Genomic DNA, 22,843 nt, shown 5'->3' on the forward strand with positions numbered 1-22,843 from the left:
CTCAACCCCCGTTTTTACGCTCGCCGTGCAGCACTTCCACCAGCTTCACCGCCTGCGACTCCATCTCCACCAACAGGCCATCCACCTTGGAGCGGAAATGACGATAGAACATCATGCTGGGAATGGCCACGATCAGGCCGAAGGCGGTGTTGTACAGCGCGATGGAAATGCCGTGCGCCAGCGCCTGCGGGTTGTTGCCGGCCGGCGACTGCGAACCGAAGATCTCAATCATGCCTATCACCGTGCCCAACAGGCCCAACAGGGGCGCCATCGCGGCGATGGTGCCCAAGGTGGTCAGCAAGCGCTCCAACTGGTGCGCCACCACGCGGCCCTCGTCCTCGATGGCTTCCTTCATCACTTCGCGATTGCCGCCTACGTTGCGCAAACCGGCGCAAAACAGCCGGCCCAGCGGCGAATGCGCCTGCAGTTTGCGCAACAGCTCCTCGCTGGCGCCGGCGCGGCGGTATTCCTGCAAGGCCTGCCCCAGCAGGCCCTCAGGCGCCACGCTGCCCTTTCTCAGGCTGAACAACCGTTCAAAGATAATCGCCAGCGACACGACCGAGGCGGCGATGATGGTCCAGATCGGCCAGCCGGCCGCTTCAATGATTGACCACACGAGGGGGTTCTCCGAAAAACGATTGCAAACACTAGGGTCCGCCGCGCCGGCTCGACTCTAGCGAAACCCGGCGCGACAGACCCTGAACTTTAGCGGCATCCATGCAGATTCAGCAACCGGCGCCGCCGCGCGCGGCTATTGCCGCAACCGCAAACAGGCGCTTAGCGGCGAAAACTGCGCAGAGTTGTCAACAAAGCCGCCTAAACCCATCTTTTATAAAGACTTTCGAATACTCGCCTTATTTCGTCGGCGGCGCTCGAAACTCAACTTGACGAAAGCCGCGCCAGGCAAGGCTTTCAAGCAAATCTATCAATTTCGCGACCATGATTGGGCACTGCCGCTTTTTTAACCTTTGCCAGCAAAAGCCAAGCCCCGGCAAGCAATCCACACTGTTATCCACAAGGTTATTCAGCCGCCGCTGTGGATAATTGCCTCGCCTCAATCGCGCAAGGAAATCACGCGCCAGCCCTGCTGCTCCGCGTAAGCGCGCAAGGTGTCGTCCGGATCCACCGCCACGGGGTGGTCGACCAGCTTCAGCAAGGGCAGATCGTTGTGCGAATCGCTGTAGAAAAAGCTCTGGCCGTAGCTGTTCATGCTCAAGCCGCGCTCATCCAGCCACTGCTGCAAACGGGTGATCTTGCCCTCCTGGAAACTGGGCACGCCGCTAACGCGGCCGGTAAAGCGTCCATCCTCCTCTTCTTCCAGCTCGATGGCGATCAGGTGCTCCACGCCCAGCTCGCGGGCGATCGGCCCGGTGATAAAGCGGTTGGTGGCGGTGATGATGATGATCTCGTCGCCCTGAGCCGCGTGCGCCGCCAGCAAATCGCGCGCTTTGCGGGTAATGATGGGCTTGATGTGCTGCTCCAGGTAGTCCGCGTGCAAGGCGTCCAGCTCTGCGCGGCTGAAGCGCTTCAAGGGCTCCAGCGCGAAAGCCAGATACTCGTGGATGTCCAGCGTGCCCTGCTGGTACTGCTGATAGAAATAATTGTTGCGCTCGTCGTAATGCGCTTGCTCCAGAATGCCGCGCTGGATCAGAAAACGCGGCCATTCGAAGTCGGAATCGCCCGCGATCAGGGTGTGGTCGAGGTCGAACAGCGCCAAGTTGCGCAATGCGGTGGTATTGGTCATGGTTCCGGGCTTGCGGTTTGCAAAACGTTTTTCACCAGCGGCACGGTGATCGGCCGCCTCATGGCCAGAGAGTAGCGGTCCAATATGTCAATCATGCCGATCAGGCTGGACAGGTCGCGCCGCCAATGCGTCAGCAAGTAGCGGTAGACATCGTCCGGGATCGACAACTGACGGCTGGCGGCGTGGCTGCGCAGCGCGGCCAGTTTGTCCTCGTCCGACAGCGCCTTGACCTCGAACACCAGGCCCCAGCCCAGCCTGGTGCGCAAATCGTCGCGCACCGCCAGGGCCATCGGCGGCTGGCGGCCCGCCATCAACAGCCGCGACTCGCCGCTTTCTTTCAGCGAGTTGTAGAAAGAAAACAGGGTAATCTGGTCGTCCGGCGCCAGGTCGTCGACGTGGTCGACGGCAATGAAGCTGGCCTCGCGAGCAAAGTCAGGCAGATGCTCGGTCTTGCCGTCCAGATAAATGGAGGCGCGCCCCAGCCGCTCGGCGTGGGCGATCCAGGCCTGCAGCAAATGCGTCTTGCCGCAACCGGGCTCGCCCCACAGATAGATGAAGCGCTCGCCGGCCTCGGCCGTCAGCGCTGTGATCACCTCGCGGTTGCGTTCGGCCAGGAAATTATCGAAGGCCGGCAAGGGGGTGGGCGTCAAATCAAGTATTAACTGGTCCAAGTGAAGGCGATCAAACTGGGTTTTGATGTCTATTTCGGATTTTACGCTGATAAAAGCGTGTGTTGAAATACGCACGCGCCAGAAAGCGGCATATCACCAAGGTGGCGGCCGCCATCGGCAAGGCCAGCAGCAGCCCGGCGAAGCCCAGCAACTGGCCAAACGCGAGCAAGGAAAAGATCACCGCCACCGGCGACAGACCGATGCGCTCGCCCACCAGCCAAGGGGTGATCAAAAAGCTTTCCAGCAACTGGCCCGCGCCGAACACGCCCAGCACCAGCAGCACATCGCCGGCGGAATCAAACTGCAGCGCGGCGGCCAGCCCGGCCAGAGCGAAGCCGAGAAAAGTGCCCAGATAAGGGATAAACACCAACAAACCGGCCACCACGCCGATGGCGATGCCGGACTCCAGCCCCAGCAAGGCCAGGCTGGAGGCGAAAATCAGCGCCATGATCAGCATCACCGACAGTTGACCGCGCAGGAATTCGCCCAACACCCGGTCCAGTTCCCCCGCCAGGGACGCCACTTCGTCCGCCCAGCGCCGCGGCACCAACGTGGCCAGCATCGCGGCCATCCGCGGCCCATCCTGCAGGAAATAAAACAGCAGCACCGGCAACAACAGCAGATTGAACAACAGGCCGGCCAACATGAAACCGCTCTGGGTCGCCCTCAGCGCCACCGTCGACAGCGCGCCCTTCAAAGCGCCGGCGTTGGCGGCCAGAACCCGCTTCCAGCCGTCGGCGTCCAGTTCCAGATGGATGGCGAACTCGGTACGCAGCCAGGGCAGCACCCTCCCCTGGGCGAAATCCGCCAAGACAGGCAAGCGGTCTATCAAGCCCTGGGTCTGCTTGAACAGCATGGGCGCCACCACCAGCAACAGGGCGATGGTGGCGGTCATGCCGGCCAACGTCAACAGGCCGGCGGCCAAGGGCCGCGGCAAGCCTTTTCCGGCCAGACGGCGCATTGCCGGATTGAGCACATAAGCCAGCACCGCGGCCACCGCGAACGGCGTCAGCGCGGCCGCCAACTGCTGCAACAGCCAGCCGGCGAACAGCAAGGCTGTTGCGCCGATGGCCCAGGGAATCAGACGGTTTTGGGAGCGTTTCATCTCGACTTCAGTTAAAATGTGCTGCTTTCGCGTCGGCGAAAGCTTGATGTAAAAATACTTCAAGTTTGCAGAAAGCGAGTTTACCTTGAACACCACTTCCCTCAGTTACCGTGATGCCGGCGTCGACATTGATGCCGGCGACGCGCTGGTCGAGAACATTAAGCCCTATGCCAAGCGCACCATGCGCCCGGAGGTCATCGGCGGCATCGGCGGTTTCGGCGCACTGGTGGAGATTTCCAAGAAATACAAGGAGCCGGTGCTGGTTTCCGGCACCGACGGCGTCGGCACCAAGCTGAAACTGGCCTTTGACTGGAATCGTCACGATACCGTGGGCATCGACCTGGTGGCAATGAGCGTCAACGATATCCTGGTGCAAGGGGCGGAACCGCTGTTCTTCCTCGACTACTTCGCCTGCGGCAAACTGGACGTCCCCCAAGCCACCGACGTGATCAAAGGCATCGCCGCCGGCTGCGAACAGGCCGGCTGCGCGCTGATCGGCGGCGAGACGGCCGAAATGCCCGGCATGTACCCAACCGGCGAATACGATCTGGCGGGCTTCGCCGTCGGCGTGGTGGAGAAGAGCGCCGTGATCAGCGGCCGCGACATCGCCCCAGGCGACGTAGTGCTGGGCCTGAAATCCAACGGTGTGCACTCCAACGGCTACTCGCTGGTGCGCAAGATCATCGAACGCGCTCAACCCGATCTGGACGCGCCGTTCGAGGACGGACGCAGCCTGCGCGACGCCATCATCGCCCCCACCCGCATCTATGTGAAGCCCTTGCTCAAGCTGATGCAGGCGCTGCCGGTCAAGGGCATGGCCCACATCACCGGCGGCGGCATCACGGAGAACACCCCGCGCGTGCTGCCGGAGCATGTCGTCGCTCAGATCGACGCCGCCGCCTGGCCGCAACCCAAGTTGTTCCAGTGGCTGCAGCAGGAGGGCAAGGTGGATAGCCAGGAAATGTACCGCACTTTCAACTGCGGCATCGGCATGGTGGTGATAGTGGCGGCGGAGCACGCCGACCAGACCGCCGCGCTGCTGCAGGGCGAAGGCGAAACCGTGTACCGGATCGGCGCGGTGCGCGCCCGCAATGGTGACGAGCATCAAACCCAGATCGCCTAAAGCGCTGCGTTGGATGCTACTGGCGCCGCTGGCCCTGCTGGCGGCGTTTGTCATTTATCGCGAGGCCGTCATCCTGGCCGATCTCGACCGCTGCCTGGACCAGGGCGGCAGCTGGCACGAACAGCAGTTGCGCTGCATCACCGATGCCGCCGACTGGGAACACTATCTGGCAACGTCTCCGTCGATTCCAACATGAAGAACATCGTCATCCTGATTTCCGGCCGCGGCTCCAATATGCAGGCCATCGTCGACGCCAATATCGCGGGCGCGCGCATCGCCGCGGTGATTTCCAATCGCCCGGACGCCGCCGGCCTCGCCTGGGCGGCCGAGCGCGGCATCGCCACCGCGGCGCTGGACCACAAAACCTTCGCCAGCCGCGAGGACTTCGACGCCGCGCTGGCGCAGCTGATAGACAGCCACCAGCCGGATCTCGTGGTGCTGGCCGGCTTCATGCGCATTCTCAGCGCCGGCTTCACCCGCCGCTACGAAGGCCGCATGCTGAACGTGCACCCGTCCCTGTTGCCGGCCTTCACCGGCCTAAACACCCACCAGCGCGCGCTGGAAATGGGATGCAAGGTAGCCGGCTGCACCGTGCACTTTGTCACCGCCGAACTGGACCACGGCCCCATCGTCGCCCAGGGCGTGGTGGAAGTGCTGGACAGCGACGACGCCGACACACTGGCCGAGCGCGTGCTGAAACTGGAACACCAACTCTACCCGGCCGCCGTGCGCCGCTTCGTCGCCGGCGAACTGAACATCGTCGCCGGGAAGACCTCCAGCCGCGCCTCCGTTGCCGGCAGCCTGATGGCGCCCGCGCCCTGAGTCCATGAAAAGCCGTCGTCTGATCCTGCTGGCCCTGGCCCTGTCGCTCGCCATTCACCTTGGCGTGCTGGGCTCCGGCCTGCTGCCGGAGGTGCGGCTGGAGCTGCCGCCGGACCAGGATTTGCGCGACATCAGCGTCAAGATGCAGGCGCTAGACGCCGACGAACCGGCAGCCAAGCCGGCACAACAAGGCGCTGTGGCCCAATTGCGGCCGGCCACGCCCAAACCTGCGCCGGCCAAGCCCGCCGCCAAGAAGGCGGAAGCCTCGGCGCCGCAGGCGGCGTCGGAACCGGTTGTCGCTCAGGCCCAGCCAAGCAAGAAGGCCAGCAGCGCGCCGGCGGCGGAGCCCAAACCCGAGGCGTCCATGCCCAGCGCGGAGAACAAAATCGCCTCATCGGCGCCGGTCGCCGATAATATGGCAGCGAACGACAAGGACGAGGCCAGCGCGCCGACGGCCGAAGCCGCCGCCGCCGACGATGGCTATCTCCACCCCAAGAGCAAGCTGCGCGGCTTCCCGCGTCAGGCCACGCTGGGCTACCAGGTGTTCTACGGCTCGGCGATGCTGGGCACCGGCACGCTGGACTGGAGCCGCGGAGACGGCGGCTACCGGCTGGATATCAACGCCACCCCCTTTATCGGACCCAAGCTGCGCTATCTTTCCGAAGGCCGTTTCAAGAGCAAGACCGGCTTGCTGCCGGACAGCCTTCAAGCCTGGCGCGGTGGTCAAGTCAAAGAGTCCGCGCATTTCGACTACAATGCGGGTCAGCTGCGCTACGGCGATCAAGGCGACAAACTGCTGGATCTGAAGCCCGGCGCGCAGGATGTGTTCAGCCTCGCTTTCCAGTTGGGGCTGAAAGGCGGCGAACTGGGGCCCGAACCCATCCAGATCACCACCGGCAAGAAAGTGTACGAATACCCGATGCACCCCAGCGGCGAGGCCGATTACGACACCGGCGCCGGCAAGATCCGGGTTATCGTGTTCCGCGCCCAGGGCGACGGCGATATCAACGAATTCTGGCTCGCGCCGGAATTCTCCAATCTGCCGGTGCGCATCCAGCGCATCGACAAGGATAAACGGATCGACCTCCGGGCCGTCCGCATCGACGTGAACGGCGCGCCGCAATGGAAGCTGCCGCCGCAACCCACGAGAAAACACAAGAATGACTATTAATCACCATCAACTGAAACATATCGAAACCGTCATCGGCCAGATGATCCGCTTCGACCGGCCGGCCGACGCGGTGCTGTCGGCTTATTTCCGCGAACACAGCAAGCTGGGCGCCAACGACCGCCACATCATCGCGGAAACCGCTTTCGGCGCGCTGCGCCGCCTGCTGCAATTGCGCGCGCTGATCGCGCCGGACAAGGCCACCCCGCGCCGGCTGGCCCTGGTGGCCCTGCTGAAAATCCACAAGCTCAACGTCAAGGAGCTGGGCGAGGCCGCCAGCGCCGGCGAAAAGGAATGGCTGGGCCAGATCAAGGGCAAAGTCCTGCCGGCCAGCCTGGAAGTGGACGCCGAGCTGCCGCAATGGGTGATTGAGCGCCTGGGCGAACAAACGCCGGAACAGGTGATCGCGCTGGGCAAGGGCCTGGCGGAAGGCGCGCCGCTGGACCTGCGCGTCAACACCATGAAGATGAAGCGCGACGAATTGCTGGGCCGCTTGCAGGCGGACGGCCTCGAATGCGAGGCCACACCCTACTCGCCGCTGGGCATTCGTCTGAAAACCAAGCCTTCGCTGGCCAAGCACGAGCTGTTCAAAGCCGGCGTGTTCGAGGTGCAGGATGAAGGCAGCCAGCTGCTGGGCCTGATCACCGGCGCGCGTCGCGGGGAAATGGTTGTCGACTTCTGCGCCGGCGCCGGCGGCAAGACCCTGCTGCTGGGTGCGCAGATGGCCTCCAGCGGCCGCTTGTACGCCTTCGACGTTTCGGAAAAACGGCTGGCCAAGCTCAAGCCGCGCCAAGCGCGTTCCGGCCTGTCCAATGTCCACCCGCAATTGCTGGCCTCGGAAAACGACACCAAGGTCAAACGCCTGGCGGGCAAGGCCGACCGCGTGCTGGTGGACGCGCCTTGCTCCGGCCTGGGCACCCTGCGCCGCAATCCGGACCTGAAATTCCGCCAAAGCCCGGACAGCGTGGCCGAACTGAACGCCAAGCAGGCCTCCATCCTGGCTTCCGCCTCCCGCCTGGTCCGCGCCGGCGGCCGCTTGGTCTACGCCACCTGCAGCTTGCTGCCGCAAGAAAACCAAGACATCGTCGCCGCCTTCCTGGCGGACCACCCCGATTTCAAACTGGTGAAAATGGACGAGGTGTTGGCGGAACAGAAGATCCCGCTACAAATGGGCGACTACCTGGAACTGAAACCGCAGTTGCACAATACCGACGGTTTCTTCGCCGCCGTACTGGAAAAAAACGCCTGAGCATGCCTCAACCCCGGCCGCTGATGCGCCCGGGGTTTGTCTTTCAACTCAATACGCCTTACCATTGAATATTAGAAAAAACTCACATATTCATCCGCAAAGGCCGGCTCCATGCCAGACTCCCCCACTGCCAGACAAGTCCGCAGCCGCGTCCAGCGCCGTCTGCGCTACCTCTACTTGTCCGCAGTCCTGTGGCGCCGCCACATCCCGATCTGGACCGCCGCCATTCTGATTGGCCTGATGGCCAGCGTTTTCGCCAACGGCAGCCATCTGTCGCACGCCATCTTCACCCGCATCTACGATAATTCGCCTTACTGGAGCCTGCTGATCACCCCGGCCGGCCTGGCGCTGGCCATCTGGCTGATGCGACATTACTTTCCCGGCTCCGCCGGCGGCGGCATCCCGCAATCCATCGCCGCGCTGGAAGGCGGCATGCAGGCGCTGCGCGAACGCATTCTGACCATACGCGCCGCGATCGGCAAAATGCTGCTGACCCTGATCGGCATCAGCTCCGGCGCCACTTTCGGCTACGAAGGCCCCATCGTGCAGGTGGGCGCGGCCATCAAATATTCGCTGAACCGCCACGCGGCGCTGCGTCATGAAGGCGCAGCGCGCAGCTTCATTCTGGCCGGCGGCGCCGCCGGCGTGGCCGCCGCCTTCAACGCGCCGCTGGCCGGCATCGTGTTCGCCATAGAGGAAATGGGCCGCACCTTCGACTTGCGCGCCAGTTCCACCATTTTGCTCTCGGTGATCGTGTCCGGTCTCACCGCCACCGCCATCCTCGGCAATTACAGCTATTTCGGCATGGTGTCGGTGAATATGGAGCTGGAGCAGTCCTGGCTCGCCATCCCGGTCTGCGGCATCATCGGTGGCCTGCTCGGCGGCGTCTGCTGCCGCATCATGCTGGCGCTGACCTTGCGCTTGCCCGGCCCGCTGCACGACTGGCGTCTGAAAAAACCGGTGGTGTTCGCCGCCGGCTGCGGCTTGGCCTTGGCGGTGATCGGCATCGCCAGCGACGGCATCACCTTCGGCACCGGGTATTTTCGCGCCCGCGAAATCATCGAGGGCAGTGGCGCCGGCATGCAGGGCTACGGCCTGCTCAAGCTGCTCAGCATGTTCATCAGCTTTATCAGCGCGGTGCCCGGCGGCATGTTCGCCCCATCGCTGGCGGTAGGCGCCGGCTTTGGCTTGAACATGGCCAATCTGCTGCCCTTCCTGCCGCAAACCTTGATCGTGCTCTTGGGCATGGTGGGCTTCTTCGCCGGCATGACCCGCGCGCCGATGACCGGCTTCATCATCGTGATGGAAATGACGGACTCCTCCGCCATGATCATCCCGTTGATGGCCACCGCCCTGCTGGCGTCCAATGTATCGCGGCTGATCACCCGCCGCGCGCTGTACGACGGACAGGTGCACATCTTCCTGCGGCAATGGCACGCGGGCCAGGCCGCGTCCGCTGCGAAGCAAATTGACCCGCGGGCGGCCGAAAAGTAAAATACCCTATTGAAACGCTCGGGTATTTCTCCGCGCAAGCGGCGCCCGCAGCCACATTGACGATCCAAGCAAGGACCACTGAATGAGCGCGCAACAAACCATCCAGCAAACCGTGACCGACAACCCGGTGGTGCTGTTCATGAAGGGCTCGGCCCAATTCCCGCAATGCGGCTTTTCCTCCCGCGCGGTGCAAATTCTCAAAGCCTGTGGCCTTGAACAGTTCGCGACCGTAGACGTGCTTCAGGACGCCGACATCCGTCAGGGCATCAAGGATTTCTCCAACTGGCCCACCATTCCGCAACTGTATGTCAAAGGCGAATTCATCGGCGGCTCCGACATCATGTATGAAATGTTCCAGAACGGTGAATTGCAAGAGCTGCTGAAAGACCTGTAAGCACCTCTCCCAGGTCCCGGCCATGGCCGGGACCTTTGTTTTTGCAGCGGAATTTACCGTTTCGAAAACACCCGCCATGTCATACAATCAGGGTGACATCCGCTTGCCCAATCCAAACCGCCCCATGCCGACACATCAGGAAACCAAAGCCGTCCTCAGCCCCGCCAGCGCCATGCCCATCGAAGAGATCTGGCGCGCGCTGGTCAACGATCAGCTCATCCCCTGGTTCCAACCGATAGTCGAAATCTCCAGCCGGAAGGTGATCGCCGCCGAGGCGCTGGCGCGCTGGCAGCATCCGGCGCTTGGCGTGTTGTCGCCGGTCAGCTTCGTACCGGCGATGGAAGAGCGCGGCATGATCCGCGAACTGACCGAGCTGATCCTGGAAAAATCGCTGTACGCCTGCAGCGATTGGCAGGAACGCGGCCATGACATTCCGGTCACCATCAACCTGACCTCGATGTCGCTGGACGACGACAGCCTGTGCGAGCAACTGCTGCAGAAAGTGCGCATTCTGGGCCTGGAGCCAGCCAAGCTGACCCTGGAGTTCTCCGAATCCACGTTGCGACAGCACTGGCAGAAAGCCGACGCGCAGCTGGCCCAGTTGCGCACCGCCGGCTTCGGCATCGGCATCGACGAATTCGGCATCGGCGTCACCCTGACCGATAAACTGCTGATCAGCCATTTCAGTCTGTTGAAAGTGGATCGCGCCTTCGTCCAAGGCGTCAGCTCCAACCAGCATCTGCAAGCCATCCTGCGCGAAGACATAAGCCTGGCCAAAGCGTCCGGGCTCACCACGGTGGCCATCGGCGTTGAGGACACCGCCGACCTGGCCACGCTGGCCGAACTAGGCTGCGACGCGGTGCAGGGCTATATCTGCAGCCCGCCGCGGGCCGCCGCCGAATTCTTGCAGTGGATTTCGGAATGGGAAAAGGGGTAAAATACGGCCCCATACCAAATACCCCGCACCGGCAGCCCAAGACCTTCCAAGGCTGTCGGCTTCATATAATTAATACCAAGAGCTGCTTTTGGCGCGCCCGCGCCGAAAGCAGCTTTTTGCCAAGGTATGGGAACGTCTCATGAACATCACCGTCGTCCAGCATCCGCTGGTGCAACACAAACTCGGCCTGCTGCGCGAAGCCGACACCAGCACCATGAAATTCCGCCAGTTGACCCAAGAGCTGGCGCGCCTGCTCGCCTATGAAGCCACCCGCGACTTCGAACTGGAAAGCGTCACCATAGACGGCTGGTGCGGCAAGATCGACGTCCAGCAAATCAAAGGCAAGAAAGTTACCGTGGTGCCCATCCTGCGCGCCGGCATCGGCATGCTGGACGGCGTGCTCGATCTGGTGCCTTCCGCCAAGATCAGCGTGGTTGGACTGGCCCGCAACGAGGAAACGCTGGAGCCGGTGTCTTATTTCGAGAAGTTCGTCGGCAATCTGGACGAACGCATCGCCATCATCATCGATCCGATGCTGGCCACCGGCGGCTCGCTGGTCGCCACCATAGACCTGCTCAAGCGCAACGGCTGCAAACAGATCAAGGCCGTGGTGATGGTGGCCGCGCCCGAAGGCGTGAAGATCGTCAACGACGCCCATCCGGACGTGCAGATCTACGCCGCTTCCCTCGACAGCCACCTGAACGAGCACGGCTACATCATTCCCGGCCTGGGCGACGCCGGCGACAAGATCTTCGGCACCAAGCAAGCCTGATCATGAGCCATTCCAGCGCCGCTGCCCCGTTCCGGACGCGGCGTTTTTTTGCGCTCCTCATCCGGTCTCAGCCATGACAATACGCCCCGCGGCCGCCAGCGACTTGCACGCCATCTGCCGCCTTGCCGACGAAATCAATCTGCAGCACCATCTGGCGTTGCCGCACACTTTCGCCGACAACGGCGCCGCAGACCGCGACAGCGCGTTCTGGGCCGGTCAGCTGAACACGCCCAACGCCGCGCTGCTACTAGCGGAGGCCGATGGCGAGGTCACCGCCTTCGTCGCCTTGACCCTGCTGGACCTCACCCTCCCCTTCCTGCTGCCTCGACGCATTTGCCGCGTCGCCACGCTAGTGGTCACGGCGGAGCGGCGTGGGCAGGGCCAGGGCTCAGCCTTGCTGAACGCGGCCGAAGACTGGGCGCGGCGACATTCGGCCGACGAGATCCGGCTAGAGGTGAAGGATTTCAACCAAGCCGCGTTGAACTTCTACTTGCGCCGAGGCCTGGAACCGCAAGCGCGCATTCTCGGCAAACGGCTGCTTTAGGCCATGCCCCCCATTCAGACAGAGACGACCCCAGAGGCTAAAATCATGCTCCAACAAATCAAGCTGGCCGTGTCCGGCGCCCAGATCCTGTTCGTCGCCTTTGGCGCGCTGGTGCTGGTGCCGCTGCTGACCGGCCTCAATCCGGCGATGGCGCTGCTGGGGGCCGGCATCGGCACCCTGCTGTTCCAGTTGTACACCGGGCGCCAAGTGCCGATCTTCCTCGGCTCCTCCTTCGCCTTCATCGGCCCCATCATCTATTCGATGCACACCTGGGGCCAGGGCGCGACGCAGTTCGGCCTGTTCTGTGCCGGCTTCATGTACTTCCTGTTTTCCGCCGTGGTCCGCTGGCGCGGCATGGCCTTCGTCAACCGGCTGCTGCCCCCGGTGGTGATCGGCCCGGTGATCATGATCATCGGCCTGTCGGTGGCCACCGCGGCCTCCGGCATGGCGATGGGCCTCGCCGGCGGCAAGCAGGTCACGCCTTACGCGGTGTCCATGCTGCTGGCGGCGATCTCCCTGACCACCACCATCATCGTGTCCATCTTCGCGCGCGGCCTGTTCAAACTGGTGCCCATTCTGGCCGGCGTCATCGTCGGCTATATCGCCGCCGCGCTGTTTGGCGTGGTGGACTTCGCCAAACTGGCGGACGCGCCCTGGTTCGCGATGCCGGCCTTCCACAGCCCGGAAGTCAACTGGGCGGCCGCGCTGTTCATGCTTCCGGTGGCCATCGCCCCGGCGATTGAACATATCGGCGGCGTGATGGCGATAGGCGGCGTCACAGGCAAGGACTACACCCAATCGCCCGGCCTGCACCGCACCCTGTCCGGCGACGGCCTGGGTGTCTGCGTAGCCGGCCTGATCGGCGGCCCTCCGGTGACCACGTACGCCGAAGTCACCGGCGCGGTGATGATCACCCGCAACTTCAACCCGGTCACCATGACCTGGGCCGCGCTGTTCGCCATCGCCATGGCCTTCTTCGGCAAGTTCAACGCGCTATTGCAGTCCATCCCGCTGCCGGTGATGGGCGGCATCATGGTGCTCTTGTTCGGCACCATCGCCTCCATCGGCCTGAAAACCCTGATCGAGGCCAAGGTGGACCTGATGGAACCGCGCAATCTGGTGATCATCTCGGTGGTGCTCACCTCCGGCATCGGCGGCCTCAGCCTGAAGCTGGGCGATTTCGAGCTGGCCGGCGTTGGCCTTTGCTCGCTGCTGGCCATCGTGCTGAACTTGTTGCTGCCCAAGCAGGCCACCAGTCACGACGGCATCGTCGAGGGCCAGGACATCTAAGATGTCTGTTCATAATCTGCTGCGCTTCGTGAGGCGTGACACGGTGAGTACCGCTTCGAAATGCTCATGTACCACTCGACCATTCCGCTTTCTCAGCGGTTTTCGCCTTGTCTCGCTCTGGCTCGCCAGATTTTGAACTGGCTCTAAGAATCTGCCCGCGGCACGCATGACCAGCCGGCCTCCTCACGGACGCCGGCTTTTTCACGGCCGGAGTTCGCCCGCTTCCACCGCCTGCTCCAAACGCTGAATGAACCACTGCAACGCCTTGCCAGGCTGTGCCTGCTTCCAGGCAAAGCACATCTGGTGGTCCGGACTGTCCTCGGCCACTTCCTTGGCCACCAGATCACCGCTGGCCAGATAAGGCCCCACCATGGAGCGCGGCAGATAGCCGCTGCCCAGGCCGGCCAGGATCACATCCAGCTTGGCGAGGCTGCTGTGCACGGTCAGCACATCCTGACCATCGAGCAAACCTCCGGTGCGCGGCTGCAAGCGTCGTGAAGTGTCGCCTATCGCCACCGCACGGTGCTGACGCAGCACATGCGGCGGCAGCGGCTTATCCTCCGCCGCCAGCGGATGACCGGCGGCCACCACCAGCACAAAATCGTAACTGCCTATGGTGCGGGTGAAATAGTCGCCGGGAGGCGGCATATTAGGCGCGCCTATCACCAGATCGGCGCGGTCGTCGTACAAGGCGTCCCAAGTGCCGCCGAAAATCTCGCTGCGGAAAATCAGTCGCGTGGCCGAAGCCAGTTGATCGAATTCCGCTATCAACGGGATTACCTGGCCAAAGTCCACCAGATCCCCGATCACGATGCGCAACTGATGCTCCCAGCCCTGGGCTTGCTTGCTAACCCTCAGCTCCAGCTGACGCGCCGCGTCCAGCAGATGGCGGCCGTCCTTGAGCAGACGCTCGCCGGCCGGCGTCAGCCGGGCGCGGTGTCCGCTGCGATCGTATATCTGCACGCCCAAACTCTGTTCCAGCTTCTGCACGGTGTAAGTCACCGCGGAAGGCACCCGGAACAAAGCGTCCGCTGCGGCGGCGAAGCTGCCGTGGTTGTCGATGGCGTCCAGCACCAGCAAAGCATCGAGTGATAGTTTCATATTCAAATTTACTGATGGTTCAGTGCAAATCATTCCGCTATCTGCGGCCAAAAAACATCCTTAATATTCAGTCACTAAGTCGCGCAGCCTGCCAGAGCGGGCAGCCTGACTCCTTAGCGGAGCGCCGGATCGATTCTAGCATTTTGAACATCCAGACTGCCGCCAAGCCACTTAATCACACAAGGATTTTGACCATGTTGAAGCAAACCGTTATCGCCGCCCTGTCCCTGATCGTTCTGTCCGGCGCCGCCGCAGCCGGCAGCGAAGGCGCCAGCAACGCCCGTGAAATGCGCGAGCGCATGCAAACCCAGATCGCCGCCAAGCAGGCTCAAGCCCAAGTTCAGGCTCAGCAAGCCAAATAAGCGCGCACCCCACACTTTACAAGGAATTCCTCATGTTGAAACACACCGTTATCGCCGCCCTGTCTCTGATCGTTCTGTCCGGCGCCGCCACAGCCGGCGGCGAAGGCGCCAGCAACGCCCGCGAAATGCGCGAACGCATGCAAGCCCAGATCGCCGCCAAGCAAGCTCCGGCTCCGGCCCAGACCAGCCAGGCAGGCCGCTAATCCAGCTTTGTAAACGCGATCAAAGTTCATTAGCACACGATCACAATCGTTTACCGCACTGCGGCAAAGCCCGCCATAGAATGTCGACTCAAGCCCTGTCGCCGGACCCAAACAATCCGGCCGCGGCAAGATCGCAATGAAAGGAAATCACCATGAAGAAAACCGTACTCACCGCACTATCCCTGATCATCTTGTCCGGCGCAGCCATGGCCGGCGGTGAAGGCGCCAATAACGCCCGCGAAATGCGCGAGCGCATGGATGCCCAGATCGCAGCCAAGCAAGCCGCCGCTTCGCAGCAAACCCCAACAGCTGGTGCTCAGACCAACCAGTCCGCCAGCTAAGATGGCAAGCCGCCCCTCCCGCCCGCGCTCCGCGGCGGGAGGCCAAGCCGCCCGCGAAACGCGATTCACACTCGTTTGCAAATTGATCGCCGCCATGACCGGACAAAGTCCCGGCACTCACTAGAATTCAATGGCGATGCAGGCCGCTAGCACAGCGACAAGCCTCGCCAGGCCCTTAGCCGACCTCCGTCGACGCCCTGCGCCGAGCCGGTCGACCGGTCGATTTGCCATGAAAGGAAACATCATGCTGAAGAAAACCGTACTGACCACTCTGTCCCTTATCCTGCTGTCCAGCGCCGCGATGGCGGGCGAAGGGTTGTCCAATATGTGGGAAATGCGCGCGCGCATGGACGCGCAATTGCAAGGACAGCAGCAGCAAGCGCCTCAAGCGCAAGACGCCGCAGGCAAGTAAACCGCGCGACACTCAGCCAGCGCCTGCCTACCGCAGGCGCTTTGTCATTCCAGCCCGCGCAGCCGTGCCATGATCAGCGTGTCCTCATAGCGTCCGGCGCGCAATTGCTCCTTGCGTCTGCGTCCCTCCAGCTCGAAGCCGAACTTGCGATACAACGCTATAGCCGGCTCATTGTCGTGCACCACGACCAGTTCCACCCGCAGCAGCCCCAGCCAATTATCCGCTAGCCCAAGCACCGCCCTCAGCAATGCCGATCCCACGCCGCGACCGTGCCATTCCGGATGCACCACGATAAACAGGCTGGCCGTATGCCGGATGCGCGGGCGTTCACCACAAATCAAACCGGCATTGCCTATCACCCGGCCATCGCTGTTACAGGCCACCAGGGAATGCACATGTGGTTGCGCTTGCGCCAGCTTGCGCCGCCAGTCTTCAACCGATTGGTAAGGCAGCTGCAAGGTATTGGCCACCACCTCCTCGAACACCATCATCGCCGCCAAGGCCGGCGCATCCTCCGGCTCAACCTTCCTGATCAGTAAATCGTGCATAACATTCCCCCGAAGATTGCAATTCAGAAATCACCATCATGACTGGGAGAAGCTTGCAACGGCAAGAGCAATGACAATCAGATGCCGTGATGGCGCATGTCCGGGCCAAAAGCGGTATCCTGAACACCGCGACCAAGACCAATAAGCAAAAGGAGAATAGGATGCTGATGCACAAGGAACAGGCCAGCCTGCTAGTGGTGGACATCCAGGAAAAGCTGGCGCCGGCGGTAGTGGACGCGGCCGGCATGGCGGCGCGCTGTCGCTGGCTGATAGGCGTGGCCGCCGATCACGGCCTGCCGGTAGTGTTTTCCGAGCAATACCCGCGTGGCCTGGGGCATACCCTGCCGGAACTGCTCGCCCAAGCGCCCGACTCGCAAGTGGTAGAGAAAACCCACTTCTCCTGCGTTGCGGCGAACTGTCTGCCGGAAACAGTCCTGCTCCGGCCTCAAACCATCGTTTGCGGCATGGAGGCCCACGTTTGCGTGCTGCAAACCGTACTGGAGCTGCTGGAACTGGATAAACAGGTCTTCGTGGTGGCGGACGCGGTATCCAGCCGCAAGGTGTCCGACATTGAGCTGGGTTTGCAGCGGATGCGAGACGCCGGCGCCGTCATCGTCAGCAAGGAAATGGTGTTGTTCGAATGCCTGCGCCAAGCCGGCGGAGAGCACTTCAAGCGAATGAGCCAGCGCTACCTGGTGGGCGAGCAGCCATAACGCAAAAATGAAACGGGGCCGTCGGCTTCGCCGATCGACCCCGATCCAAGGCGGCTTTGCCGCTCTCTTATCCCCTTTGGAGACTGGCGCGAGACGCCGGGCCATGCCCTGGCGTCACCAGATCGCTTTATATTTAGCAATTGCCGTGCCAAGTTAACAGTAACTGGCCAAGCCATTGATTAATTAATACCTTTGCAACACAAGGCCGCTCAAAGCATGGTGTAATGAATGCCTGCGGACACAAATTGCACCAAATCAAGGCAAAAAACGCAATGGAGCGCACCAAAAAAGTGCAATGCGCGGCGACGGTCTGAACTTTCTCAACCTCTCCTACGCCTAATATCCGACTACACTCGGCGGTTTTGCATCCGGCCCAGATCTGCTCCACAGGCCACCTGCAACACCCCGCCACTCAACGGGCAGCCGCCGCAGCCCGCCACGATAACGACAATAGGAAAGCACATCATGCAAGCAAGCGTTTTCAAGGACATTCTCAACACCCTGCCCGCCGTCGACGATATCCGCGCCATCGTGCTGCTGGACGCCAGCGGCGAGCCGGTCGGCCGTTTGGAGAATCAGCCCGGCACCGCCGGTTCGGTACGCGTCTACCATGCCCTGATCAAGAACCACGGCCACATTGACCGCAAGGCCGCGCGCGAAGGGCTGGCGCTTTACGCTGAACATACGCCGGACGCCCGCGCCAATCCGGGCAAGCACCCCAATATCGACCGCCTGCTGTCCATCGCCGAGGCAGACGCCCCCGGCCTGCGAGCGCGCCTGGTACTGAATCAGGACGACTGAAACGCCCCGCGCGCCCAAACAAAAAGCCCGCTCGGATGAGCGGGCTTTTTCGTAAAGCGATTCCCGAAAGCGGAAATTAAGCTTCGGCAACAACCACGATCTTGATCGGGGTAACAACGTCGTGATGCAGAGCGATCTCGATGTCGTACTCGCCGATGGCCTTGAACGGGCCGTTCGGCAGGCGAACTTCGAAACGCTTAACCGGCACGCCGAAGGCGGTCACGGCTTCAGCAACGTCGACGTTGGTCACGGAACCGAACAGACGACCGTCAACGCCGGCTTTCTGAGCGATGGTGACAACCGCTTCGTTCAGCTTCTCGGCGCGGACCTTGGCGTCAGCCAGGATCTCGGCTTGCTTGGCTTCCAGTTCGGCGCGGCGAGCGTCGAACTCTTTCAGGTTGGCTTCGGTAGCGCGCTTGGCTTTGCCTTGCGGAATCAGGAAGTTACGACCGTAACCATCCTTGACTTTAACCACATCACCCAGTTGACCCAGGTTGGCAACTTTTTCGAGCAGAATGATTTGCATCTTTTAAGTTCCTTTCCCGGCTTAGTGCTGGTCGGTGTACGGCAGGAAGGCCAGGAGGCGAGCACGCTTGATAGCAGTGGTCAGCTGACGCTGGTAGCGGGCCTTGGTGCCGGTGATGCGAGCCGGGATGATTTTGCCGTTTTCGGCGATGAAGTCTTTCAGGAGATCAACGGATTTGTAGTCGATTTCCTTGATGCCTTCTGCCGTGAAGCGGCAGAACTTCTTGCGCTTGAAGAGTTGACGAGCCATTTTGACTAACCTTTTACAAATTCAACATATTCGATATTGAGCACTAACCGCGGATTCCTGAGGCTGCGCTGGGACAGAAAGCCGGTGAGGTTCACCGTGTTTCCCGCCAGTTTCCCGGAAAACTTCCGGGCTTCTTCGCCTATCAGCACGGCCTGTATTTCGCAGGCCACATCCCGATCAAAACCGTGAGCTGTCTGTCTGGACTGATGCTTGAGCCACATTTCCAATACCGGCAAGCCGGCGGGGGTGTATCTCAGCGCATCCTCGCGGTCGACCGTGGCGGTCAGAGCCAGACGGTTCTGCAAGACCTCGCTCCTCGCCGATTAGGCGGAAGCTTCAGCCTCGGCTGCCGGCTGCTGGGCGTCCAGCAGGTTCTTGGCCTTTTCGTCCTTCATCATCGGGGACGCTTCGGTAACCGCGCGATCCAGCTTGATGGTCAGGTGACGCAGAACAGCGTCGTTGAACTTGAAGGCGTGTTCGATCTCGGCCAGGGTTTCGGACTGGCACTCTACGTTCATCAGAACGTAGTGAGCTTTGTGCAGCTTCTGGATCGGGTAAGCCAGTTGACGGCGGCCCCAGTCTTCCAGACGATGGATCTTGCCCTCAGCGGCCAGAACCATGCCCTTGTAGCGCTCGATCATGGCCGGAACCTGTTCGCTCTGGTCCGGGTGGACGATGAACACGATTTCGTAATGACGCATGTTAACTCCTTGTGGCTATTGAAGCCTTTTGCCATGCAGTTGCAAAAGGCAAGGGGTTGAAACCGCAGCATTCTACGCGCTTAGGCGGTGACAAGCAAATAAAATCAGTACCTTCCGCGCCGCGTGGTATGCGTATGTGGCAAAAACGGCGGCTTGGTGTCTGCAAGAGCCCCGAGGGCGTGGACAAACGGATTCTCAGAGCCTGTTATAAAGGCTCGCGATCCAGGGCGAGACAAGGCGAAAACGAGCGAAAAAGGCGAGTGTACGAGGGGTACATGAGCATTTTGAGCTTGTACTCACCGTGCAACGCTCCACGAAGCGCAGCAGACTTTGAACAAGCTCTCAGAGCTTTTTGTCACGCGAGATGTCCATCACCACCCCATTGCTCAAGGTCACGGTGGTGGTGTAGGGAACCTCGTCGTTGGCAAGCCAGGACAGCGTGCGGGTACTGGTTTCCACCACCGCGTTGGCGTCCTTGGTTTTGACCGTCGGACCGTTGCTGCTGTAGTCGGGGGCGCCGGTCTGAGATACCAGCTCGGCCTCGGACATGCCCTTATGCAGCTTGATGTAGACCTCGAACGGGATCGGCCCCGCCGTGGCCAGCGCGGAAACGAGAGAAAGCAAAACAGCGAGCGGGGTTTTCATACGTACTCCTTTGCGACGGCGCGGTTCAGCGCACTTTTTTGACCACATCTATCAGTTCGGTCACCATGCCGGTGGCGTCGCCCTGATGCAGCGCGCGCGCCACGCAGCCTTTCATGTGATTTTCCAGCAGTTGCATGGACACCGCGTCCAACGCCGACTTCACCGCCGCCACTTGGGTCAGGATATCCACACAGTAGCGATCCGCCTCCACCATACCGCTGATGCCGCGCACCTGGCCCTCGATGCGCGCCAGCCTCTTGATCAGCGCGCTCTTTCCCGGCTGCACCACGGTTTTATCGGAAAGCGGGGCCGCTGCGTCGCAACAGCCGTCCTGCGGTTTTTCTTGCGTCATGTCCATCCTAATCCAAGCGGGTTCAAAGCGAGCCCGGCCATGCTTAAAACAGGCCGGGCAACAATCATTGTGACGCAGTTGCGCACGGCCGCCTAGGCCTCTACTTTCAGCATGCCCATCATCCCGGCGTCCTCGTGTTCGAGGATGTGGCAGTGGAACATGCGCAGGCCTGGCATGTCCTGACGGAAACGCAGTCGCAGCGTCTCCCCGGCGGAGACATTGGCCACGTCGCGCCAGGCCAGGAAAGGTTCATCGCGCCAGACGCCGTCCTTGTGGCGCGCCAGCGCCTGGAACTGGGTGCCGTGAATGTGGAAGGGGTGGTCCATATCCGCTTGGTTCACGATCTCCCACTCTTCCACCAACCCCACCTTGCCCACAAAGTCAGCCCGTTCCATATCGAAGGTCTTGCCGTTGATCAGGAACATCGCGGCGTGATTGGCCATGTCCTCGGACAGTACCACTTTGCGCCGCACCGCGGGCTCGCCCAAGAGCTTGATCTCTCGCAGTCTCGCCGGCAGCGGCGCCGTGGTTTCGGTCGCGGCTCCGCGACGCAGCTCCAGCAGCGTCAAGGTGTCTTCCTGCTCGGCCGACATCATCTTGCCGCGCCGATACGGCAGGGCCAACAGGCCGGCGCCCTGGCCAGACGCGAAGCGTCCGGTCACCACTAATTCGGCGCGGCCGCCGGGCGGCAGCAACAGGCTGTCTATGCGGCGCGGCCGCTGCAGCAGGCCGCCGTCGCTGCCGACCAGTTCCAGTTCGTGGCCGGGCAGGGCCAGCTTGAGCACGCGCGCGCTGGTCGCGTTCCAGATCCGCCAGCGTTGGCGCTCGCCCGCGCCCAGCGTCAAATGCGGCCTCCAAGCGCCGTTGACTAGCACGAACTGTCCTTCGCGGCCATCCATGCGGTCCGCTTCGCTGCTGGCCGCTATCTTGCCGTTGGCGTCCAACTTCAGGTCCGACAACACCAGCCGTTGCTCCGGCAGATGCGCCAGCGGATCGCTGCGGCTCTTGACCACAAACACGCCGGCCAGGCCCATATACACCTGCTCGGCGGTATGGCCGTGCGGATGCGGGTGATACCAATAGCTGCCGGCGCAGCCTTGCGGCAAGGTGAAACGGTATTCGCGGCTTTGCCCAGCCGGGACCGGATCTTGTGGGTTGCCGTCCTGATCCGCGGGAATCGGCAGGCCATGCCAATGAATGGTGGTGGGCTGGGACAGGCGGTTTTCGAAATGCAGCCGCACCTCGTCGCCTTCAAACACTTCTATCGTTGGTCCCGGCACCTGGCCGTTATAGCTCCAGAACACGGTGGCGGGCCTGCCCGGCAGCAGCGGCAGCGCTTGCGCGCCGGCGCTCAAAGCAGCTTGAAACACGCCGGGGTCCGCGCTCTGATTGCGCAGCAGCGGCAGGGCCGGTAAGGCAAGGCCCGCCGGCAGGCCAAGGCCGGCCGCGGCCGGCGCCGTCTCCGCTCCCATCGCGCCATGCCCCATCGCCGCATGATCGATGGCTGACGGCTGCGCCGCCCAGGCCTGCCGCAGCAGCGGAACCAAGGCCAACGCCGCGCCGGCGCCGATGAATCCACGTCTATCCATCACTGCATTCCTTTCTCAATAGGATACCCAGGTAAGGTATCAACAAGACTGTGGCGGCGCCAGATCGGTTCCAAATTCTGTCTACTTTTTTAGGCCGGCATCTGATCACAGTCAAACCGAGCGCCCAAAGAAAAGCCCCCGCGTTGCGGGGGCCTGGTTTTTCGGGACAACCGGAGTCAGTCGGCCTTGGCCTGGGCCAGCGTGCGCTGGCGACGGCTTTCCGACAGCACCATGCCGGCGGATACCGACACGTTCAGGCTCTCCACGGTACCGAACATCGGAATGGACACCAGCACGTCGCAGTGTTCGCGGGTCAGCCTGCGCATGCCCTCGCCCTCCGAGCCCATCACCCAGGCCAGCGGGCCGGCGGCGTCGCAGTGATAGAGGTCGGTGTCCGCCTCCATGGTGGTGCCGGCAATCCAGATGCCGGCGTCTTTCAGGTCTCGCAAAGTGCGCGCCAGATTGGTGACCGTGATATAGGGAATCACTTCCGCCGCGCCGCACGCTACTTTGGACACAGTGGCGTTGAGGCCGGCGGAACGGTCCTTGGGCGCGATCACCGCGTGCGCGCCCATCGCGTCCGCCACCCTCAGGCAGGCGCCCAGATTGTGCGGATCAGTCACGCCGTCCAGAATCAGCAGCAAGGCCGGCTCGCTCAGATTGTCCAGCACGTCGTCCAGGTGCACGAAATTGCGGCTGGCGTCTATGGTGGCCGCCACGCCCTGGTGGCGGGCGTTGCCGGTCATGCTGTCCAAACGTTCCTTATCGACGATGTGCAGCTTGATGCCTTCCTCGGCGGCCTTGTCTATCACCGCCTTGGCGCGGGCGTCGTGGCGGCCGCCGGCCAGCCAGATTTCCAGCAGGCTCTTGGGGTTCTGCCACAAACGGGCATTGATGGCGTGAAAGCCGTGGATCAGGCGTTTGTTGCTCATGGCGATTCTCTAATGACAATCCCGCCATTTTAGAGCGCGCGGCGGTTCAGGGCAA

At 62.2% G+C, this 22,843-nt stretch carries 31 protein-coding genes; 17 read left to right on the forward strand and 14 right to left on the reverse strand.

Features of this window, described 5'->3' with window-relative positions; genetic code table 11:
* Position 1: 1 nt before the first annotated feature.
* The 4 genes from DXT74_RS20895 to DXT74_RS20910 form a co-directional block, all read right to left on the reverse strand.
* Positions 2-616 carry a MotA/TolQ/ExbB proton channel family protein gene (locus tag DXT74_RS20895; protein ID WP_043632452.1) on the reverse strand — a complete coding sequence of 205 codons (615 nt, stop codon included), beginning with the start codon at positions 614-616 and terminating at the stop codon, positions 2-4.
* Between the two features lie 438 nt (positions 617-1,054).
* Positions 1,055-1,744 (reverse strand): HAD family phosphatase, encoded by a 690-nt coding sequence (locus DXT74_RS20900; protein WP_043632449.1) that lies wholly within the window; start codon positions 1,742-1,744, stop codon positions 1,055-1,057.
* On the reverse strand, positions 1,741-2,415 hold the full coding sequence (gene hda, locus DXT74_RS20905; RefSeq protein WP_043591991.1) for a DnaA regulatory inactivator Hda: 675 nt from the start codon (positions 2,413-2,415) through the stop codon (positions 1,741-1,743). Before hda ends, DXT74_RS20900 begins: the two co-directional genes overlap by 4 nt.
* A gap of 10 nt (positions 2,416-2,425) precedes the next feature.
* Complete coding sequence (locus DXT74_RS20910) at positions 2,426-3,520, reverse strand: AI-2E family transporter (protein ID WP_194426931.1); 1,095 nt, start codon at positions 3,518-3,520, stop codon at positions 2,426-2,428.
* Between the two features lie 85 nt (positions 3,521-3,605).
* Here DXT74_RS20910 and purM point away from each other — a divergent pair, with 85 nt between their 5' ends.
* The 11 genes from purM to DXT74_RS20965 all read left to right on the forward strand — a co-directional run bounded on the left by purM (position 3,606) and on the right by DXT74_RS20965 (position 13,313).
* Positions 3,606-4,643 (forward strand): phosphoribosylformylglycinamidine cyclo-ligase, encoded by a 1,038-nt coding sequence (gene purM, locus DXT74_RS20915; protein WP_194426932.1) that lies wholly within the window; start codon positions 3,606-3,608, stop codon positions 4,641-4,643.
* Positions 4,644-4,656: 13 nt separating this feature from the next.
* On the forward strand, positions 4,657-4,839 hold the full coding sequence (locus tag DXT74_RS20920; protein ID WP_019100719.1) for a hypothetical protein: 183 nt from the start codon (positions 4,657-4,659) through the stop codon (positions 4,837-4,839).
* The gene (purN, locus tag DXT74_RS20925; protein ID WP_019100720.1) at positions 4,836-5,465 is read left to right on the forward strand and encodes a phosphoribosylglycinamide formyltransferase; all 630 of its coding nucleotides are present in this window, start codon (positions 4,836-4,838) and stop codon (positions 5,463-5,465) included. Before DXT74_RS20920 ends, purN begins: the two co-directional genes overlap by 4 nt.
* A gap of 4 nt (positions 5,466-5,469) precedes the next feature.
* Positions 5,470-6,636, forward strand: a complete 1,167-nt coding sequence (locus DXT74_RS20930; RefSeq protein WP_194426933.1) for a DUF3108 domain-containing protein — start codon at positions 5,470-5,472, stop codon at positions 6,634-6,636.
* Positions 6,632-7,882, forward strand: coding sequence for an RsmB/NOP family class I SAM-dependent RNA methyltransferase (locus DXT74_RS20935; RefSeq protein WP_043632836.1), 1,251 nt, complete (start codon positions 6,632-6,634; stop codon positions 7,880-7,882). The genes DXT74_RS20930 and DXT74_RS20935 overlap by 5 nt, the downstream gene beginning before the upstream one ends.
* A gap of 111 nt (positions 7,883-7,993) precedes the next feature.
* Positions 7,994-9,376, forward strand: a complete 1,383-nt coding sequence (locus tag DXT74_RS20940) for a chloride channel protein (protein WP_052370291.1) — start codon at positions 7,994-7,996, stop codon at positions 9,374-9,376.
* Between the two features lie 82 nt (positions 9,377-9,458).
* Positions 9,459-9,770 carry a Grx4 family monothiol glutaredoxin gene (gene grxD / locus DXT74_RS20945; protein ID WP_043592002.1) on the forward strand — a complete coding sequence of 104 codons (312 nt, stop codon included), beginning with the start codon at positions 9,459-9,461 and terminating at the stop codon, positions 9,768-9,770.
* 124 nt (positions 9,771-9,894) lie between these two features.
* Positions 9,895-10,707, forward strand: a complete 813-nt coding sequence (locus DXT74_RS20950; RefSeq protein WP_052370290.1) for an EAL domain-containing protein — start codon at positions 9,895-9,897, stop codon at positions 10,705-10,707.
* 139 nt (positions 10,708-10,846) lie between these two features.
* Positions 10,847-11,479: a uracil phosphoribosyltransferase gene (gene upp / locus DXT74_RS20955; protein WP_019100726.1), complete on the forward strand. Its 633-nt coding sequence runs from the start codon at positions 10,847-10,849 to the stop codon at positions 11,477-11,479.
* 73 nt (positions 11,480-11,552) lie between these two features.
* On the forward strand, positions 11,553-12,023 hold the full coding sequence (locus DXT74_RS20960; RefSeq protein WP_194426934.1) for a GNAT family N-acetyltransferase: 471 nt from the start codon (positions 11,553-11,555) through the stop codon (positions 12,021-12,023).
* 45 nt (positions 12,024-12,068) lie between these two features.
* Entirely contained in the window at positions 12,069-13,313 is a 1,245-nt protein-coding gene (locus tag DXT74_RS20965) for a uracil-xanthine permease family protein (protein WP_043592009.1), read from the forward strand.
* Positions 13,314-13,514: 201 nt separating this feature from the next.
* On the opposite strand, the gene DXT74_RS20970 is transcribed toward DXT74_RS20965, so the two are convergent.
* The gene (locus tag DXT74_RS20970; RefSeq protein WP_039754100.1) at positions 13,515-14,414 is read right to left on the reverse strand and encodes a LysR family transcriptional regulator; all 900 of its coding nucleotides are present in this window, start codon (positions 14,412-14,414) and stop codon (positions 13,515-13,517) included.
* A gap of 194 nt (positions 14,415-14,608) precedes the next feature.
* Here DXT74_RS20970 and DXT74_RS20975 point away from each other — a divergent pair, with 194 nt between their 5' ends.
* From DXT74_RS20975 to DXT74_RS20990, 4 genes are all read left to right on the forward strand, one after another.
* The gene (locus DXT74_RS20975) at positions 14,609-14,776 is read left to right on the forward strand and encodes a hypothetical protein (protein ID WP_179140687.1); all 168 of its coding nucleotides are present in this window, start codon (positions 14,609-14,611) and stop codon (positions 14,774-14,776) included.
* A gap of 32 nt (positions 14,777-14,808) precedes the next feature.
* Positions 14,809-14,979 (forward strand): hypothetical protein, encoded by a 171-nt coding sequence (locus DXT74_RS20980; RefSeq protein ID WP_174243633.1) that lies wholly within the window; start codon positions 14,809-14,811, stop codon positions 14,977-14,979.
* A 152-nt stretch (positions 14,980-15,131) separates the two neighbouring features.
* Positions 15,132-15,320: a hypothetical protein gene (locus DXT74_RS20985; protein WP_081554316.1), complete on the forward strand. Its 189-nt coding sequence runs from the start codon at positions 15,132-15,134 to the stop codon at positions 15,318-15,320.
* 244 nt (positions 15,321-15,564) lie between these two features.
* Positions 15,565-15,732 carry a hypothetical protein gene (locus DXT74_RS20990; protein WP_019100733.1) on the forward strand — a complete coding sequence of 56 codons (168 nt, stop codon included), beginning with the start codon at positions 15,565-15,567 and terminating at the stop codon, positions 15,730-15,732.
* Positions 15,733-15,776: 44 nt separating this feature from the next.
* Here DXT74_RS20990 and DXT74_RS20995 read toward each other — a convergent pair whose 3' ends face one another.
* Complete coding sequence (locus DXT74_RS20995) at positions 15,777-16,280, reverse strand: GNAT family N-acetyltransferase (RefSeq protein WP_194426935.1); 504 nt, start codon at positions 16,278-16,280, stop codon at positions 15,777-15,779.
* Between the two features lie 161 nt (positions 16,281-16,441).
* Between DXT74_RS20995 and DXT74_RS21000 the strand changes: the two genes are divergently transcribed.
* Together DXT74_RS21000 and DXT74_RS21005 are read left to right on the forward strand one after the other, a co-directional pair.
* Entirely contained in the window at positions 16,442-16,993 is a 552-nt protein-coding gene (locus DXT74_RS21000) for a hydrolase (protein ID WP_118268588.1), read from the forward strand.
* Between the two features lie 465 nt (positions 16,994-17,458).
* Entirely contained in the window at positions 17,459-17,794 is a 336-nt protein-coding gene (locus tag DXT74_RS21005) for a DUF2322 family protein (protein ID WP_043632431.1), read from the forward strand.
* Between the two features lie 76 nt (positions 17,795-17,870).
* Here DXT74_RS21005 and rplI read toward each other — a convergent pair whose 3' ends face one another.
* The 8 genes from rplI to rlmB form a co-directional block, all read right to left on the reverse strand.
* Positions 17,871-18,320, reverse strand: coding sequence for a 50S ribosomal protein L9 (gene rplI, locus DXT74_RS21010; protein ID WP_043592018.1), 450 nt, complete (start codon positions 18,318-18,320; stop codon positions 17,871-17,873).
* Positions 18,321-18,341: 21 nt separating this feature from the next.
* Positions 18,342-18,569, reverse strand: coding sequence for a 30S ribosomal protein S18 (gene rpsR, locus DXT74_RS21015; protein ID WP_043592020.1), 228 nt, complete (start codon positions 18,567-18,569; stop codon positions 18,342-18,344).
* A gap of 5 nt (positions 18,570-18,574) precedes the next feature.
* Complete coding sequence (gene priB / locus DXT74_RS21020; RefSeq protein WP_019103684.1) at positions 18,575-18,874, reverse strand: primosomal replication protein N; 300 nt, start codon at positions 18,872-18,874, stop codon at positions 18,575-18,577.
* A gap of 18 nt (positions 18,875-18,892) precedes the next feature.
* Positions 18,893-19,270, reverse strand: a complete 378-nt coding sequence (rpsF, locus tag DXT74_RS21025; protein ID WP_043592023.1) for a 30S ribosomal protein S6 — start codon at positions 19,268-19,270, stop codon at positions 18,893-18,895.
* Between the two features lie 342 nt (positions 19,271-19,612).
* Positions 19,613-19,915, reverse strand: coding sequence for a hypothetical protein (locus DXT74_RS21030; RefSeq protein WP_194426936.1), 303 nt, complete (start codon positions 19,913-19,915; stop codon positions 19,613-19,615).
* Positions 19,916-19,940: 25 nt separating this feature from the next.
* A complete protein-coding gene (locus tag DXT74_RS23170) occupies positions 19,941-20,267 on the reverse strand; it encodes a metal-sensitive transcriptional regulator (RefSeq protein ID WP_043632821.1) in 327 nt (108 codons plus the stop codon).
* Positions 20,268-20,359: 92 nt separating this feature from the next.
* On the reverse strand, positions 20,360-21,856 hold the full coding sequence (locus DXT74_RS21040) for a multicopper oxidase family protein (RefSeq protein ID WP_194426937.1): 1,497 nt from the start codon (positions 21,854-21,856) through the stop codon (positions 20,360-20,362).
* 176 nt (positions 21,857-22,032) lie between these two features.
* Positions 22,033-22,788 carry a 23S rRNA (guanosine(2251)-2'-O)-methyltransferase RlmB gene (gene rlmB, locus DXT74_RS21045; protein ID WP_019103594.1) on the reverse strand — a complete coding sequence of 252 codons (756 nt, stop codon included), beginning with the start codon at positions 22,786-22,788 and terminating at the stop codon, positions 22,033-22,035.
* Positions 22,789-22,843 lie beyond the last annotated feature (55 nt).

Origin of the sequence: Chromobacterium sp. Rain0013 (assembly GCF_015291765.1) — a bacterium.
GTDB classification, from domain to species: domain Bacteria; phylum Pseudomonadota; class Gammaproteobacteria; order Burkholderiales; family Chromobacteriaceae; genus Chromobacterium; species Chromobacterium haemolyticum.